We start from the raw sequence: 18,154 nt of genomic DNA, 5'->3' as shown, positions 1-18,154 counted from the left end.
CTCGCCACAGGGGAATTGGGGGGCCTCAAGAGATGAGTGCATTGCCCTACGCCTGGGCCAAGGCCCAGCGCATTCTGTTGTGCGACGGGGTACTGACGGTGTGCCCATCGACCCCCGGCTGGTCGATCAGCGAGGTGCGGCGGCAGTTTGGTGAAACGTCATTAAAGCGCGTGCGCGACGACGAACTCGATGGTCTGCTCGCCACGGCCTATGCCGATACCGGCAGCGCCGCCGCTGTGGTTGGCGCAGCAGAAAACGAAGTCGACCTCGATCGGCTGATGCAGGACATGCCGGAAATCACCGATCTGCTCGACACTCAGGACGGCGCGCCGGTGATCCGCATGATCAACGCCTTGCTCACCCAGGCCGCACGCGATGAGGCCAGCGATATTCACATCGAACCGTTCGAAACCCATTCGGTGGTGCGCTACCGGGTCGACGGCACCCTGCGCGACGTGGTCTCGCCGCGCAAGGCGTTGCACGGTGCGCTGGTGTCGCGGATCAAGATCATGGCCCAGCTCGACATCGCCGAAAAACGCCTGCCGCAGGACGGCCGCATCGCGTTGCGCGTAGCCGGTCGGCCGATCGATATTCGCGTGTCGACCGTGCCCACCGGGCATGGCGAGCGGGTGGTGATGCGTTTGCTCGACAAACAGGCCGGGCGTCTGCACCTGGAAACCCTCGGCATGGACGCGCAGGTGCTGGCCAGACTCGATCACCTGATCCGCCAGCCCCACGGTATCGTGCTGGTCACCGGCCCGACCGGCAGCGGCAAGACCACCAGCCTCTACGCCGCGCTGGCACGCCTCGATGCCAGCACCAGCAACATCCTCACCGTCGAAGACCCGGTGGAATACGACTTGCCGGGGATCAGCCAGATTCAGGTCAACGCCAAGATCGACATGACCTTCGCCCTGGCATTGCGGGCGATCCTGCGGCAAGACCCGGACATCATCATGATCGGCGAAATCCGCGATCTGGAAACCGCTCAAATCGCCGTGCAGGCTTCGCTCACCGGGCACCTGGTGCTGGCGACGCTGCACACCAACGACGCGGTGTCGGCGGTCAACCGCTTGATCGACATGGGTGTCGAGCCGTTTCTGCTCGCTTCGTCGATGCTCGGCGTTCTGGCCCAGCGGCTGGTGCGGCGCCTTTGCAAAGAGTGCAAACAGGAAGATTCAGCAGCGCCGGGCACCTGGCGCCCGGTGGGCTGCGCTGCCTGCAACCATACCGGCTACAGCGGCCGCACCGGCATCCACGAATTGTTCTGCATCGACGACGACATCCGCACCCTGATTCACCAAGGGGCAGGGGAGCAGGCCTTGCGTGCGGCAGCGTCCAAGGCCGGGATGTTCAGCCTGCGCGAGGACGGCGAGCGCTGGATTCGCAGCGGCGCCACCGCCCCTGAAGAAATCCTCCGTGTGACCCGGGACGCCTGATGAATCGCTATCGTTTTGAAGCCGCCGACGCCACCGGCAAGATCGAATCCGGGCATCTGGAAGCAGACAGTCAGGGCGCTGCGTTCGGCGTGTTGCGCAGCCGTGGTTTGACCGCGTTGTCGGTGCACAAGGAAAGCAACGTCGCCCAGCATGGCGGCGGAGGTCTGTTCAGTGCGCGTATGTCGGACAACGATCTGGCCTGGGCCACCCGCCAACTGGCGAGTCTGCTCGGCGCCAGCCTGCCGCTGGAAGCAGCGCTCAGCGCGACGGTGGAGCAGGCCGAGAAAAAACACATCGCCCATACCCTCAGTGCGGTGCGCGCCGATGTGCGCAGCGGCATGCGTCTGGCGGAGTCGCTGGCTGCGCGGCCACGGGATTTTCCAGAGATCTACCGCGCGTTGATCGCTGCGGGGGAGGAGTCCGGTGATCTGGCGCAGGTGATGGAGCGGCTGGCGGATTACATCGAGGAACGCAACAACCTGCGCGGCAAGATCCTCACCGCGTTTATCTATCCGGTGGTGGTCGGGCTGGTGTCGATCGGCATTGTGATTTTCTTGCTCAGTTACGTGGTGCCGCAGGTGGTCAGTGCGTTTTCCCAGGCGCGTCAGGACTTGCCGGGGCTGACGTTGGCGATGCTCACCGCCAGTGATTTCATTCGGGCGTGGGGCTGGTTGTGTGCGGCGCTGATCGCCGGTGTTTTCTGGAGCTGGCGCCTGTATCTGCGCAATCCGGCGGCACGTTTGAGTTGGCATCATCGGGTGTTGAAACTGCCGCTGATCGGACGGTTCGTGCTGGGCCTGAACACTGCGCGTTTCGCCTCGACCCTGGCGATTCTCGGCGGTGCCGGGGTGCCGCTGTTGCGGGCGTTGGAGGCGGCGCGGCAGACGCTATCCAATGATCGGCTCAGCCTGAGTGTCAGCGACGCTACGGCCAAGGTTCGCGAAGGGGTGAACCTCGCGGCGGCGTTGCGGGTGGAAAACGTGTTTCCGCCGGTGCTGATTCACCTGATCGCCAGCGGCGAGAAAACCGGCGCACTGCCGCCGATGCTCGAACGTGCGGCGCAAACGCTGTCCCGCGATATCGAACGGCGGGCGATGGGCATGACCGCGTTGCTCGAACCGCTGATGATTGTGGTGATGGGCGGGGTGGTGCTGGTGATTGTGATGGCGGTGTTGTTGCCGATCATTGAGATCAACCAGTTGGTGCAGTAGCTGATTTTTCGGGTGTCTGGTCTGGCGTCATCGCGAGCAGGCTCACTCCTACAGGTGTAATGCATTTCAATTTGTAGGAGTGAGCCTGCTCGCGATGACGCCGGCCGAAACAGCAAAAAATTCAAATATTTTCCCTTCAGCCTGATACTCACCCGACCCTGATTCCCCCCATCCTCGGGTTCTCCTTTCTGTCATCTGCAACCAGCCTTCAACGGCTGTAGCCTGATTGCGCCAAACCGCTGATCCAGACCCCTCTCAATCCCCCGCAAACACCCGAGAAAACTCCCTGAAAAACCCCGCGCAGCTCCCGAGGTTTTTTCCTTTATCTGTCACCGCAAGATGCGAATTTCTCAGTGCGACTTAACCACGGACCCCGCTTGCGAAGGTCAGCGGTGAGTCTTTCAGCGTCATGCAAGACCCCTGAAAACCTGTGTTCACAACCATCGTTGAAAAGGAGATTCTTCATGTTCAAGCGCACTCTGATCGCCGCTTCCCTGACCGTCGCCGCCCTGGCTTCCACTCAAGCCATGGCCGTTACCGGTGGTGGCGCCACTCTGCCAGCCGCTCTGTACAAAGGTTCGGCCGACAGCATCCTGCCTGCCAACTTCAGCTACGCCGCCGTGGGCAGCGGTGCCGGCAAGATCGCTTTCCTGACCAACAACCCGGCCGGCTTCAGCACCACCGGCACCGTGCATTTTGCCGGTAGCGATTCGATCCTCAGCGCTGCGGAAATCAGCACCTACAACACCACCTACGGCGCTTCGTACGGCCCGCTGATTCAACTGCCGTCGGTGGCCACTTCGGTTGCCATCCCGTACAAAAAGGCCGGTCAGACTGCGCTGAACCTGACCAGCGCTCAGTTGTGCGATGCGTTCTCCGGTGCCAAAACCACCTGGGGCCAGCTGCTCGGCACGACCGACACCACGCCGATTCGTGTTGTTTACCGCAACGTTTCCAGCGGCACTTCGGAAATCCTCAGCCGTCACTTGAACTCGGTCTGCCCGACTCAGTTCGCTACCAACTCGACCTTCACCAACGCGCGTCTGCCAGCCGGTTCGGCACTGCCGTCGAACTGGGTCGGCGTCGCCAACACTTCTGATGTCGCCACTACCGTGAACGCGGTTGACGGCTCGATCGGTTATGTCGGTCCGGACGGTGTCGACGCCACCAGCAACGCTGTTGTTGCTCGCGTTAACGGCGTTCAGCCAACTTCGCTCAACGTCACCCTCGCACTGTCGTCGGTGTCCGCTCCTTCGACCCCGGCCCAGGCTGCAAACCCTGCCAACTGGTCGCCAGTGGTGGCTAACCCGGCTTCGGGTTACAAACTGGCTGCCTACACCAACTTCATCTTCGGTCAGTGCTACAAGGATGCAGCCGTGGCCGCGGACGTCAAAGCCTTCCTGACCCAGCACTACAGCAACCCGGGCAACAACACTGCGACCCAGGCCCACAAGTTCGTCGCCGTGCCTAACGCCTGGAAAACCGCTGTAACCGCCAACTTCATCACCAACACTTCGGGCAACAACCTGGACATCAACAACGCCAGCGTCTGCAACGCTATCGGTCGTCCTTTGTAAGCAGGTTGGTTTAGTCAGCTGTAACGGTGGCAGCCCTTCGGGGCTGTCATTTTTTTTGGCTCCCGTTGGGGGGCATTCGATAAGGAGATTGAACATGTTCAAACGTATTGGAGTGGCCGCACTGGTGTCGGCGGCGCTGGTTTCGGGGCAGGTGATGGCGGTGACGGTGATCGGAGGGGGAGCAACCATCCCGGCGAAACTCTACACGGGCTCGGGGGACAGCATATTGCCGGCCACCTTCAAATACGCCGCAGCAGGAAGCGGCTACGGAAAACAGGCCTTTCTGACTAACGATCCCATGCGGTTGGGTCAAACCGGGACGGTGCATTTTGCGGCCAGTGACTCCACTCTGACTGCCTCGGAACTTTTGACCTATTCCAGGCAATATGGTGCTTCATACGGTCCATTGATCCAGCTGCCGTCGGTTATCACGTCGGTGGCTATCCCTTACAGAAAGTCTGGCCAGACTGCGCTGAACCTGTCTGATAATCAGCTGTGCGAGGTGTTTTCGGGTAGTAAAACCACGTGGGGTTCTCTACTGGGCACCTCGGACACCACTGCTATTCGCATTGTCTTCCAGAAGGAGGCGAGTGGCGATACGGAGATACTGACCCGCCATTTGAACTCGATCTGCCCAACGCAGTTCGCGATCGATGCGCGATTCACTGTCGCACGCATACCCTATTCCTCAATACCCGTAAATTGGGTTGCGGTGGAATATGACCAGGATGTTGTGCAGGCCGTAAACGCTGTCGATGGTTCCATCGGTTATGCCGGCCCGGACCACGTTGATGCAACCAGCAACGCGGTTGTTGCTCGCATCAATGGCATCCAGCCGACGAATCCGTATGTCCTGGCGGCGTTGGCATATTTAAGTCCACCGGTCACATTCTCTGATGCGGGTAATCCGGCCAGGTGGTCGCCTGTGGTAGCCAATCCGACGCAAGGTTACAAACTGGCGGGGTACACCAATTTCATCTTCGGCCAATGCTATAAAGATGCTGCAGTTGCAGCGGAAGTTAAGGCCTTTCTGGCAGCTCACTACAGTATTCCCGGCAACAACGTCGCGACTCAGGCCCATAAATTCATTGCCATGTCTTATGCCTGGAAGAACGCGGTCATCGCCAACTTCGTCACTAACACGACCGGCAATAACCTCGATATCAACAACCCCAGCGTTTGCAACGGCATTGGCCGTCCTCTGAACTAAAAATCTTGAAACTCAATGGCGGGCTCTTTATGGGACCGCCATTTTATTCGCCCGGCATTCCGTCCCGCAGATTGCGCGAATACTCCCCCGACATGAAGTTTGTGTGACATCCGTTCGGTCGCGCCCTCCGCCAACTGCCTATGACGTAACAGCAGGTTTTTGCAGGCCTGCGGCATCTTTGGCAACCAAAGTGTGGCAATCAAAAAGGATCTCGTAGTGATGCTCGCTCGCCCATCCCGTCGTCGTACCCACGTTCTGTCCTCCAAGCGTGAAACCGTCGAGCCGTCGCTTTGGCTGCTCAAGCCGTTGGCACACGCGGTGGCGTTGTGTCTGGTGGCGGGCAGTGCGCAGGCGCAGACGGCGTTCAGTTCGGGCTGGTTTGCGGCAAAGGGCGCAGCGCAACAGGCTGCGGCGGCACGTCCGAGCGTGGGTGGCTTGCCGGGCATGACACCGCCGCTGGCCCAGCAGCAGAAGGCCAATGCGCAGTTGCAGCGCTCGATTCAGACGCTGAACAACACGGTTGCCGCGATTGCCGCACAACAGGCGGCGCAGGCGGCCGGGCGAGCCGCCGCATTGGGCACGGTGCAGTTCGTGCCGGACGGCCTGGGCGAGGGTGGCTTGAAGGTCGACAACAGCCTGACTCAAGGCTGGCAGAACGCGAAGGGCCCGCAGCAGACCCAGGTCGATGGCAAAACCACAGTGACAATCGAGCAGACCGCCGACAAGGCCATTCTCAACTGGGAAACCTTCAACGTCGGTCGCAATACCACGGTCGATTTCGCCCAGCAGTCGAACTGGGCGGTGCTCAACCGCGTCAACGATCCGAATGCCCGGGCCAGCCAGATCCAGGGCCAGATCAAGGGCGACGGCACGGTGATGCTGATCAACCGCAACGGCATCGTGTTCAGCGGCAGCAGTCAGGTCAACGTGCGCAACCTGGTGGCCGCTGCCGCCAGCATCACCGATATCCAGTTCCGTGATCGTGGGCTGTATTTCGACAGCACCGGCACCCAGCCGACCTTCACCGATGCCGCAGGCAAGGTGCTGGTGGAACGCGGTGCCTCCATCGACACCCACAAGCCGGCATCGTCCACCGCTGCCGGTGGTTATGCCTTGCTGCTCGGCAGCGACGTACAGAACGACGGCAACATCAACACCATCAAGGGCCAGACCGTGCTGGCGGCCGGCGACCGTTTCTACATCCGCAAAGGCTCGGGCACCGAAGGCAATGCGCTGTCCACCACCTTCGGCAACGAAGTCATACCGGGTTTCAAGGCCGGTGCCCTTACGGGCAAAGTCACTAACAACGGACTGATCCAGTCGTCTACCGGTGACATCACAATGGCTGGGCACGAGGTCGTGCAGAACGGTGTGTTGCTCGCCAGCACGTCAGTGGCGACGCGGGGCACGATTCACCTCTCCAACCCGAGCACCGATGCTAACGGCAGCGTGACGCTGGGGCAGGGCAGCGCCACGGCCATCATGCTCGACAGCAGTGACCTGACCGCCCTCGACAGCCAGCATCAGGCCGCGCTGACGGGCGTCACGGCGAATAACCGGATCCGTGGCGACCAGTCGCGTATCGAGATTCAGAGCGGCGGCAGTGTCGAGTTCCAGAATGGCTCGATCACCCTGGCCACCGGCGGCCAGGTCGCGGTCAATGCACAACGCCGCAGCCTGGTGCGCGACGGCGCGATGATCGATGTATCCGGTGCCCTCGGCGTCAAAGTGGCAATGGAAAACAACAGCATCAAGATCAACGTGCAAGGCAACGAGCAGCGCGATGCCTCGGTCAACCGCGAGAAGGGCGCGCTCAACAGCAATGACATCTGGGTCGATGTGCGCGATCTGGTGTATGTGCCGGCCGGCACCAACGGCTACGCCACGGATCGCTGGTACACCGCCGGTGGCTTGCTGGAAGTCGGCGGTTATCTCGGCACTCAAGGGCACAGCGTCGGCGAGTGGATGGCCCAGGGCGGCACGGTGAGCTTTGCCGGCAACGACGTGGTGACTGAAAAGGGTTCGTTGATCAACCTGTCCGGCGGCACTCTGGATGTGCAGAGCGGCGAGATCCGCCAGAGCTGGCTGCGTGGCGCCGACGGCAAGTTGTATGAAGTGTCGCGTGCTCCGGGGGACCTGCTCTACACCGGCCTGTACAAAGGCTATGAAGACAGCAGCCAACGCTGGGGCCAGACCCGTTATTACTACAGCCCGCTGATTGCCCCGCGCTCGCGTTTCGAGTCGGGTTACACCGTGGGCCGCGATGCCGGGCAACTGGTGATCGCCACGGCCAACGCCGTTCTCGACGGGCAAATGATCGGCGAGGTGTATCAGGGCGAGCGGCAGAATCAGGCGCCGAAACCGCTGCTCGACGGCTATCAGCAGAGCCAGACCGCGCTGGCCCGGCGGGCGCAGTTGATCGTCGGCAGTTACGACCCGACCTTCGTCGCGGCGTCGAATGGCCTGCTCTACACCCTCAATCCGACGCTGGATCAGGTGCAGATTGGTGGCGAGCGTCCGCTCGCCGACGGTGATCTGAACCTGAGCGCCGCAGTGTCCGAGTCGCGCAAGGGCAAGTTGTATCTCGATAACGATCAACTCAACGGCGTCCGTCTGGGTGCCCTCAAGGTTGCAGCCAGGGATCAGGTGGTTGTTGACGGCGCGCTGACGGTCGATAACGGTGGCGACATCACCCTGTATTCCCCGGATGTGCAGATCGGCGCCGACCTGACCGCGCGTGGCGGTAGCCTGCGTCTGGGCAACGTGCTCAATCAGTTTCTCAGTAGCGACACCGCTGACACTCGGCTCACGGCGAAGGTCGGCAAGGCGACGCAAGTCACTGTGGCCGACGGTGTGCAACTCGATACCCGTGGCGTGTGGAGCAACCTGCGCACCAACCCGGATGATGGTGCGAGTCTGGCGTACTTCAATGGCGGTTTGCTGTCGATCCGCAGCAGTGGCGATATCGATATGGGCGCAGGCAGTCTGCTCGATGTGTCCTCCGGCGGCGCTGTGCTCGCTAACGGTAAGACCCGGGGTGGCAAGGGCGGTGATCTGACGCTGGAGTCCAGTGCCATTTCCGCGCCGGGCACATCGCATCTGAACCTCAATGGCGAACTGCGCGGTTACGGCGTCACGGGCGGCGGCACCTTGACGGTGCAGGCCAACAGGATTCTCGTCGGCCAGACGGATAAAGCCCTGGCAGACAATACCCTGCAACTGTCCACTGACCTGTTCGGCAAGGGGTTCTCCGCCTACAACCTGATCGGTCTCAACGGGCTCGACGTTGCCGAAGGCGCCGCGATTGATGTGACCCTGCCGGTGTACCGTTTCGGTGATGCGGCACCCAACCAGGTCAGTGGCGCCGATCCGCGAACGGCGCTGGAACTGTGGACACCGACGCTGTTCCAGGAAAACCCGACCAAGGGCGTGCTGACCCAACGCGCCGGCGCCAGCCTGACACTGCAAGGTGGCGCGACGCTGGTCGGTCTGATAGACGCGGCCAACAGCCCCCTGACCCTGGGCCGTGGCTCGCGCATCAGCGTCGACCTGGGGCAGAGTATCAAGCTGCGCGGTGCCGGGCAGATCACCGTCGATGGTGAACTCAATGCCTGGGGCGGCACGATCGATATTCGTCAGCAACAATTCGGCTCGATCCAGCCGGCCACCTCGATTCAAGCGGCGGATCCGAACGCACATGACCGCTCGATCTGGATCGGCGAGCAGGCCGTGCTGGATGTCGCCGGGCGTGCCAATACGGCGACCGACACCCTGGGCCGCACTTACGGGCAGGTCGGCAAGGGCGGCAGCCTCATCATCGGCGGCGAGATCGATTCGAAACTGGCAACCGCCACGGCTGCCGATGCCTACGTGATTGTACGTCCGGGCGCGCGGCTGGATGCCTCGGGCACCGAGGCCGTTCTGGATATCGCCGGTCAAGGCCCGACGCGTATCGCAACGGACGGCGGGCGCATCAGTTTGAGTTCTTATAACGGTCTTTTCGTTGAAGGCAACTTGCGTGCGGCGGCGGGTGGCGTCGGGGCGGCCGGTGGTCGTCTGGAACTGGCGCTGGAGACGCCGTTGTATTCCGATTCGGCGAGCAACGCGGTGCGGGCACCGAGGGAAATGATCATTGGTCAGGCGGCAGGGAACGGGCTGCTGCCCGCGAACCTGCAACCCGGCGAAGGCGCCGATGGCTTGCGTTACGGTCAGGCCCGCTTGAGTGCCGATGGCTTGATGACGGGCGGTTTCGACAATCTCAGCCTGCTGAGCAACGGCCTGTTGTCGTTTGACGGTGACGTCAATCTGCGCATGAATCAGAGCCTCAGTCTGTTCGCCGCAGCGCTGTCTCTCGCCGAGAATTCCAAAGGCACGGCACGGATCGACTTGACTGCTCCGTACCTGCGCCTGTCGGGTGTGGGCACCTACTTTGCCGGCTTCAGCATGATGCGCCCACGACTGCTCCCTGGCCCGACGACCCGGTTGTCCGACGCGACGTTCAATGCCTCCGCGAACCTGTTGGACGTGGGCAATGGCCTGTCCTTCGGGACTCAGGGTTCGATCCTGCAACGGCAGGCGCCGGCCGTTGAATACAGCCGTCGGGCTTTCGGTCTGGTGAGCCTCGACAGCAGCGGCGACCTGCGCTTCCTCGCGCCGAATGATGGTGCGGAGAAAACCAGGCTGTGGACGCCGGGCGACTTGAACCTCGGTGCGGCGCAGATCTATCCCGCCACCGGCATTCAGGCTGAGGTGCGTGCCGGTTATCAGGGCGCGGTCCCGGTTTCCGAACACACCTTGCGGATCAGCGGCCACGGCGCGGCACCGACTGCGGTGCCGTACTCGGCATTCGGAAAGCTGATTTTTTCCGCCGCGTACATCGAACAGGGCGGTGTCTTGCGTGCACCGCTGGGCAAGATCGTATTGGGTGACGATTTGCTCGGCACCACTCACGAGGTTCGCCTCTTGCCGGGCAGCTTGACCTCGGTCAGCGGCGCTGGCCTGGTCATGCCCTACGGTGGCACCACGGACGGTATCGACTATCGCTATAACGGCAAATCCGTGGTGCTCAACGGCATCTCCGGCGAAACATCAGGCGTGTCGATCGGCACGCAGTTCGCCGATGTGCAAAGCGGTGCGGTCATCGACCTGTCCGGCGGTGGCGATCTGCGTGGCGCCGGTTTCGTGTCCGGTCGCGGGGGTTCCACCGATGCACGTTTCAACCCGCTGGTGCGCACTGCGACTGACGGCACCTTCAGCCTGCCGGGGCTGGCGAGCAACCCGGTGTATGCCATCGTGCCCGGCAACCAGAGCAGCTACGCGCCGATGCTGGCCGAAGCGGGTGCGGGCGATCCGCGCATTGGCCAGCAGATCACTATTGGCGCCGGTGTGCCGGGGTTGGCGGCGGGTACTTACACACTGTTGCCGTCAACGTTTGCCCTGATGCCTGGTGCGTTCCGGGTTGAGGTAAACGGTCAGGCAACACCCGGCGTGACAACGGGGGCGTTGCCACTGCGCAATGGTTCATGGACCAGCAGCGGGCAGATGTCGATTGCCAATACCGGCCTGCGTGACAGCCTGGCCAGTCAGTTGATTCTCACGTCAGCCGATGTGTTGCGTCGTTACTCGCAGTACAACGAAACCGGTTTCTCTCAATTCATCCAGAGCGACGCCGCCCGGCGCGGTGTGCCGCGTGCGCTGGCACCGATGGACGGCAAGACACTGGATCTGCGCCTGGCCTCCGGCGGCAAGCAAGACATCGCTTTGCAGTTCAACGGGCGCACGCTGTTCGAGGCTGCCGAGGGCGGCATGGCCGGCACGGCGGTGGTACGTGGCGGCAACGCCGGGAGCAGCTTCGAGATACTGGGTGCGGGCCGTGCATCGACACCGGGTTTCAACGGCGTGTCGCTGTACGCCGACACGCTCAACAGCCTCAACGCGGGGCGGCTGACCATCGGTGCGATGCCGAATGTCTTGTACAACACGACCGCTAACATCATCGGCTTCCTGGGCGCGAGTGAAAGTATTGTCTTGCGTGAAGGGGCGATTCTATCCGCGCCGCAAGTCTTGCTGCGCACCACGTCAACGCTTGGCGGCATCACGGTCGAGGCGGGAGGCGGGATCAATACGCTGGGGCGTGGCAACGTGGCCTACGACTCGCTGGCCGGTTACGTTTATGAGCCGAAAGGTTCCAGCCTGTTGGTCGTTTCCAACGGCTGGACCAATGTGCTGGCGCCGGAAGCGGCCAGCGGCATCAGCGGCGCGGGCAGCATCCGGATCGGCACTTGCGCAGCGAGTGCGTGCAACAATCCGGCCCTGCTGTATTCGAACGGCAGTATCACTGCTGCCACGGATAACCAGTTCGAACTCGGTGAAGCGGTGCGTTTCGGCACCCGTCATCTGGCATTGTCGGTCGGCTCGGTCAATACCGGCAGCGCCGAAGCACTTGCAGCGGCGGGCAGCCGCGTGCCCGCCGGCCTCACGCTCAACCAGAACGTACTCGACCGCTTGCTGCGTGGCGACATCCAATATGGCGCGCCAGCGCTGGAAACCCTGAGCCTGACCACCCGCGATGCCTTCAATTTCTACGGCAGCGTGAGCCTCGACACGATCGATCCACAGACCGGTCAGAGCAAACTGCAGAACCTGGTGCTGGTCACCCCGGCGATCTATGGTCTGGGCGATGCCAACGATGTGGCGAGCATTCGTACTGCCAACCTGATCTGGAACGGCGCTACCCAGAGCCCTGGCGCTGTCATCACGGGTGGTGCGGGCACCGGCAGCGGCACGCTGGACATTCAGGCCCAGCGGATCGAACTGGGTTACGGACCGATGCCTCAGGCCAGCGGTCTGGATCAGAACAATCGTCTGGCGCTGGGTTTTGCCAACGTCAACCTCAGCGCCAGCGAGCGCATCACCGCCAATCACAAGGGCAGCCTGGCGGTGTATCAGGAGCAGGGCGCCTACGATCCGCTCAAGGGTTACAGCTACAGTGGCGGCAATCTGAACCTGCGCACGCCGTTGCTCACCGGTGAGGCGGCATCGGTCAGCCTGCTCAAGGCCGGCAACAGCCTGACGCTCAGCGGCGCCGGGGCTGCCGGGGTGGCCAATGCCTTGGGGGCGGAGTTGAACCTTGAAGCCCGCGATGTCGTGCTCGACAGCCGTATCGCCTTGGCCAGCGGCAAGCTGACCGTCAAGTCCGAGGGCGATTTGACGCTGGGCAATGGTGCGGTGCTGGACTTGGCCGGACGTACCTTGCCGTTCAACGATGTCAGCAAATACAGCTGGGGCGGCGATGTCTCGCTGTACAGCGCCAACGGCAATATCCGTCAGGCTGCGGGCTCGCGGATCGACCTGTCGGCGAAGAACAATCAGGCCGGTAACCTCAGCGTCGTCGCGCTGGCCGATGCGGCCGGGATGGTCGATCTGCAAGGCGAGATTGTCGGCGCCAGCAGCGGTTACTACGACGCCGGGGGCACGTTGGTGCCGTACAAAGCCGGTGGCGTGGACATTCGCGCGCAGCGCCTGGGAGGTGACGCCACCGAGCAATTCGCCGCGCTCAATCAGCGTCTGAACGCCGGGCAGGTGTACGGCAGCCGCAGCCTGCAACTCAAGCAAGGCAATCTGGTGATCGGCGACGGTCTCAAGGCCGGCGAAATCAATGTCTCGGTGGACAATGGCAGCCTGACGGTGGCTGGTCTGATCGATGCCAGCGGCGAGCGTGTCGGCAGCATTCGTCTGTCGGCGAAAAATGGCCTGACGCTGACTGGCAGCAGCGTGCTCGATGCCCATGGTCGCGTGCTGCGGGTCGACAGCTACGGCGAGATCATCGATGCGCCCAACCGTGCCACGGTCGAACTGAGTTCCGGCGATGGTTTGCTCACGCTGGGCAACGGCGCGCGGATCGATTTGCGCCACGGCACTGATGCCGTGCCCGGTTTCCTTGCCGGGCAACACGATGGAATGCTGCGCGGTACGCTGGAGCTGAACGCGCCGCGTCTGGGCAGCAATGACATCGCCATCGACGCCAGTGGTGTGTTGACCATTCAGGGCGCTCGCTCCATCGGCCTCAACGGTATGCGCCGCTACACCGATGCCCGCGATGGTGTCGATCCGGCGGTCAGTGGCCGAGCGTATCAAGTCATCGATCAGGCCATGCTCGAACGCATTCACGGCGACAGCAATGACTTTATCAACGCCGCACTAGGCAATAACGATCTGCTGCAACGCAAACTCGCCGGGCTGAACAACGCCACGTATGCCGATGTGTTCCATTTGCGGCCCGGTGTGGAGATCGCCAGCAAGACGGCTGACAGTGATCTGGTGGTGGAGGGCGATCTGGATTTGTCCGGTTACCGTTACGCCAGCCTCAATCCGCACACGCAGCCGAACCCTTCTGTATATGGTTCCGGGGAGGCGGGCAGCCTGGTGATTCGCGCCGGTGGCAACCTCGATATTTACGGCAGCATCAATGACGGCTTCGCGCCGCCGCCGGAAACCCAGGACGATGCCGGCTGGAAACTGATTGCCGGTGTGCAGCCGTTCGGCGGCGATCTGATCGTGCCGGGCAGCGGAGTGACGCTGGCCGAGGGCACGCAGTTTCCGCTGGGGGCGACACTCAATTACGACGTGACGATTCAACCAGCGGTTCTGGCCAGTGGCACGTTGCTGCCGACTCAAGCTGTGCTCAACGAGGCGTATACCTTCAGCGCCGGCACGGTGTTGGCGGGGGCGATTCACGACAGCAACGGTCATCTGCTGTACGCCGCCGGTACGCTGCTCAGCGACAGCGTGACGTTGCCTGCTGACACTCGCCTGGGTGCCGGGATCCGTTTGAACAAGGCCACCGCCCTGCAAGCGCTGAACTGGCCCAAGGGTGTGCCGTTGCCCAGCGTTTACGATGCAGACCTGACTACGTTCTCCGGAGTGAAATTAAAGGGCGAACTGGCCTTGCTGCGCGGTTCGCTGATTCCGTCGATGACCGATGTGAAGCTCGCCGAAGGCACTTCGCTGATCGAGTTGCGGCCGTTCAACGGCACACAACAGGGCAAGAACTGGGCGCTGGCCAGCATGCTGCCGTCGGGCAGTGCGTCGTGGTCGATGCGCGTGGTGGCGGGTGCAGATCTTGCTGCGGCCGACAGCCGTGCCGTGAAGCCTGTGACCACCGATGGCAATCTGCGGCTGGCGGACACTCATTACGGTGTCACGCTTACCCAGGCAACGGGGATACTCGTGTGGGCCCCCGACAATCCGTATGACCTTCCGGGATATTACCCTGTGCCCGATGACCAATTGGAGATCTGTGCGCAGGTGGAAGGGCTCTGTGTGCCGATGGCACGTTGGGTCTGGGCGCCGGGCAATGGTCAGGGACCTGACTACGAACCCGTTCCCGAGGAGTATCAGATCCTTTGTGAAATCTATCCGGAGTTCTGCATCGGCAATAATCCCGGTACAACCGCCAAGGCCCACAGTCAGATGTTCAGTGTGCTGCGCACCGGTACAGGCGATCTCGATCTGATGGCTGCCGGCGACCTCAGCATGGATTCACCGTTCGGTGTTTATACCGCCGGCACTCAATCAGCGAACGTCGATCCGTTGTACAACCAGAAACGTGGGCATCTGTCGGACAGCAATTCGGTGTTGGGCAGCTCCGGTGCCGCTTATGAAAAATGGGTCGACGGTGGCAGCGACAGCCTCTATCAGGCCTGGTATCCGCAGATGGGCGGCAACCTGACAATCAATGCCGGTGGCTCGGTTTCCGGCGATTCCGTCGGCACGAAAGCACAATCGGTGAATGGCGGTTTCCGCGAACAGATCGCCAGTGCGTCAGTGGGCAACTGGTTGTGGCGCCAAGGCACGGGCAACCCGGATGTGCCCACAGCGTGGTGGATCAACTTTGGCAGTTACGCTACTCGGTTGATGACGCCTGACAGTAATACCGAACCTTACCTGGTCGGCTTCACCGGATTCGGCACCCTGGGCGGCGGCAACATCAGCCTGCGTGCCGGTGGCGACGCCGGGATGCTCAGACCGTTGGGCGATGCGGTCAATTATCCGCGCAGCCAAGGGCTGATCGTTGCCGTCGGCAGCACCGGGCGTGTCGCCGGCGATGGCAGCGTGCAGATGACCGGCGGTGGCGACATGGACATTCACCTCGGCGGCGCACTCAATCCATCGCTGCAAGCGCGGGCCGGGGATAACGGGACTCAGCCGCCGAGGCACGACCTGCAAGGCGCACTGATCAACTTGCGCGGTGCAGCGCAATTGACCGGAGGGGCACTGGGCGGCATCAATCTGCAATACGGTGCCAACTCGCAGTTGCATGATGTCCGTGAAACCCGACCGCTGGATCCGTTCACCTCGACGACCAGCAATGCCTCCGGTGGCCTGATACTGATTCCCGGCGATTCGGGCATGAGCCTCAGTACCCGTGGAGACCTGGTGTTGGGCGGTGCGGCAGACCCCGGACGTGTGCGCCTGCTCAATGCCACGCCACTGCTTGATGACAACGGCAATATCCGCACTGGCGGCATCCTGAGCGGCTTTTCGCTGTGGACCGACCACACGGCCATCGATCTGTTTTCCGCTGGGGGCAATCTCACGCCCAGTACTCAATTGGCCGAGGCAAACGCCAATCTCACCCCTGTGAGCGGTGCCAATTCGTCGTCCACCGATGGACGTTTTGTGTACCCGTCGATTCTTCGGGCGGTGGCGGCGCAGGGGTCGATTTATGCCGGGCCCTCGGCGGCTTACAGCGAGCGCGACTTGTCACGGACAATCGCTTATTCACTGTTGCTGGCCCCTTCGACATCCGGACAGCTCGAACTGTTGGCTGGTGAGTCGATCTACGCCGGCGGCTATGCGATCAATCAGTCCGGTGCCAGTCCGCTGGCCATCGCCACGCCGTTCAGGCCGTCATTTCTGGCCTTTGCCAGCAATAACCCCAACAAGCCACTCACCAGCAACTACGGCAGTGACGGTGTTAAACCGGATGGTAATTCGCGTTATCCATTGTTCGCTTTTGGGCCCGACAGCTATTCCGGTTTGAATGATGTGCAAGGGCCGGCACGGTTCTATGCCCTGACCGGCGATCTGGTGGGGATACGCAGTGGTGAGACGTTGAGTTTCGATACCTCGAAACGCACTTGGTACGAAGCAGCAGGCCCTGTCTGGATGATTGCCGGCCGCGACATCGTGGCATCCGGGACCAACCTGGGTCGACCGACAGCCGTGCAGCCCGATGAGATGGGCGTGGGTCGGGAAGGCATCAACTCCACCGGCAACCTGTTCGTCCACAATGACCTGCGAGATGTATCGCGCGTCTCGGCGGGCCGCGACATTCTCTACAGCAGCTTCGATATCGCCGGACCTGGAACGCTGGATATCAATGCCGGGCGCAACATCCTGATGGAAAACCGCGCCAGCATCACCAGTCTCGGCTCGATAGTGGCCGGGGATCTGCGGCCTGGTGCCAGCGTGGTATTGCAGGCGGGCGCAGGCGCGCAGGGGCCGGATTACACAAAGTTCATCGCCCGTTACCTGAGCCCGCAGAACCTTGCTGATCCGAATGCCTCTCTCAACGGCCAGCCGGGCAAAGTGGTCAAGACCTACCTCGACGAGTTGCAGAGCTGGCTGACGCTCGGCTACGGCTTCAGCGGCAACGCGGAGCAGGCACAGGCGTTCTATGCCGCGCTGCCAAGTGCCGAGCAGGCGATCTTTGCGCGCCAGGTGTACTTCGCCGAACTGCGCGCTGGCGGCCTGGAATACAACGACGCTGACGGCCCGCGCAAAGGCAGTTATCTGCGCGGTCGCAACGCCATCGCCGCACTGTTCCCGAGCACCGATGTGGCGGGCAATCCGCTGCGTTACGACGGCGACATCACGCTGTATGGCGGAGCAGGGGTCAAGACGCTGTTCGGCGGCGATATCCAGATGCTCACGCCGGGCGGCGGTCAGGTGTTCGGCATCGAAGGCGCAGCACCACCGTCCACCGCCGGGATTATCACCCAGGGTTCGGGCAACATTCAGCTCTACTCGCAGGGCAGCATTCTGCTGGGGCAGAGCCGGATCATGACCACCTTCGGCGGCTCGATCCTCGGCTGGTCGGCCGAGGGCGACATCAACGCCGGTCGCGGCTCGAAAACCACCGTGGTCTACACCCCGCCGAAACGTGTCTATGACACTTGGGGCAACGTGACCCTGTCGCCATCGGTGCCGAGCACCGGTGCGGGTATCGCCACCCTTAACCCGATTGCCGAAGTCGCACCCGGCGACATCGACCTGATCGCGCCGCTGGGCACCATCGATGCGGGCGAGGCGGGGATTCGTGTCTCGGGCAACGTCAACATCGCCGCGCTGACCGTGGTCAACGCCGCCAACATCGCCGTGCAAGGCAAGACCAGTGGCGTACCGGTGGTGGCTGCGGTGAACACCGGGGCGATCACCTCGGCCAGTTCGGCGGCATCTTCGGCAACCCAGGCCGCTGAGGACGTGGCCCGTCAGCAGCAGGCAGCAGCACGGCAGAACCAGGCGTCGGTGTTTACCGTGCAGGTGCTGAGTTTCGGCAACGAACAACTGGCGCCGAGCAGTGATGGTGCCAGTCGTGCGCGTACGCCGGGGTATAACCCGAACAGCCCGGTGCAGGTGCTGGGTGCGGGGGCGCTGGATGAACAGGCCAAGCAGCAGTTGACCGAAGAGGAGCGTGGGCAACTGACGTTGTGA

Annotated in this window: 5 protein-coding genes; all 5 read left to right on the top strand. The window is 62.4% G+C overall.

The features are described 5' to 3' along the window. The first annotated feature begins 32 nt into the window (after nt 1-32). Nucleotides 33-1,439, top strand: coding sequence for a type II secretion system ATPase GspE (gene gspE, locus VLA07_RS19380; RefSeq protein ID WP_333990599.1), 1,407 nt, complete (start codon nt 33-35; stop codon nt 1,437-1,439). Next, nucleotides 1,439-2,650: a type II secretion system inner membrane protein GspF gene (gene gspF, locus VLA07_RS19375; protein WP_333990597.1), complete on the top strand. Its 1,212-nt coding sequence runs from the start codon at nt 1,439-1,441 to the stop codon at nt 2,648-2,650. The genes gspE and gspF overlap by 1 nt, the downstream gene beginning before the upstream one ends. 464 nt (nt 2,651-3,114) lie before the next feature. Further along, complete coding sequence (locus tag VLA07_RS19370) at nt 3,115-4,227, top strand: substrate-binding domain-containing protein (RefSeq protein WP_333990595.1); 1,113 nt, start codon at nt 3,115-3,117, stop codon at nt 4,225-4,227. A 94-nt stretch (nt 4,228-4,321) separates the two neighbouring features. Further along, on the top strand, nt 4,322-5,437 hold the full coding sequence (locus tag VLA07_RS19365) for a substrate-binding domain-containing protein (RefSeq protein WP_330206100.1): 1,116 nt from the start codon (nt 4,322-4,324) through the stop codon (nt 5,435-5,437). A 219-nt stretch (nt 5,438-5,656) separates the two neighbouring features. Beyond that, complete coding sequence (locus tag VLA07_RS19360) at nt 5,657-18,154, top strand: filamentous haemagglutinin family protein (RefSeq protein ID WP_333990593.1); 12,498 nt, start codon at nt 5,657-5,659, stop codon at nt 18,152-18,154.

Origin of the sequence: Pseudomonas sp. S3(2024) (assembly GCF_036861315.1) — a bacterium.
In the GTDB taxonomy this organism is placed as follows: Bacteria; Pseudomonadota; Gammaproteobacteria; order Pseudomonadales; family Pseudomonadaceae; genus Aquipseudomonas; species Aquipseudomonas putida_A.
This window is presented reverse-complemented; position numbering and strand designations above follow the sequence as displayed.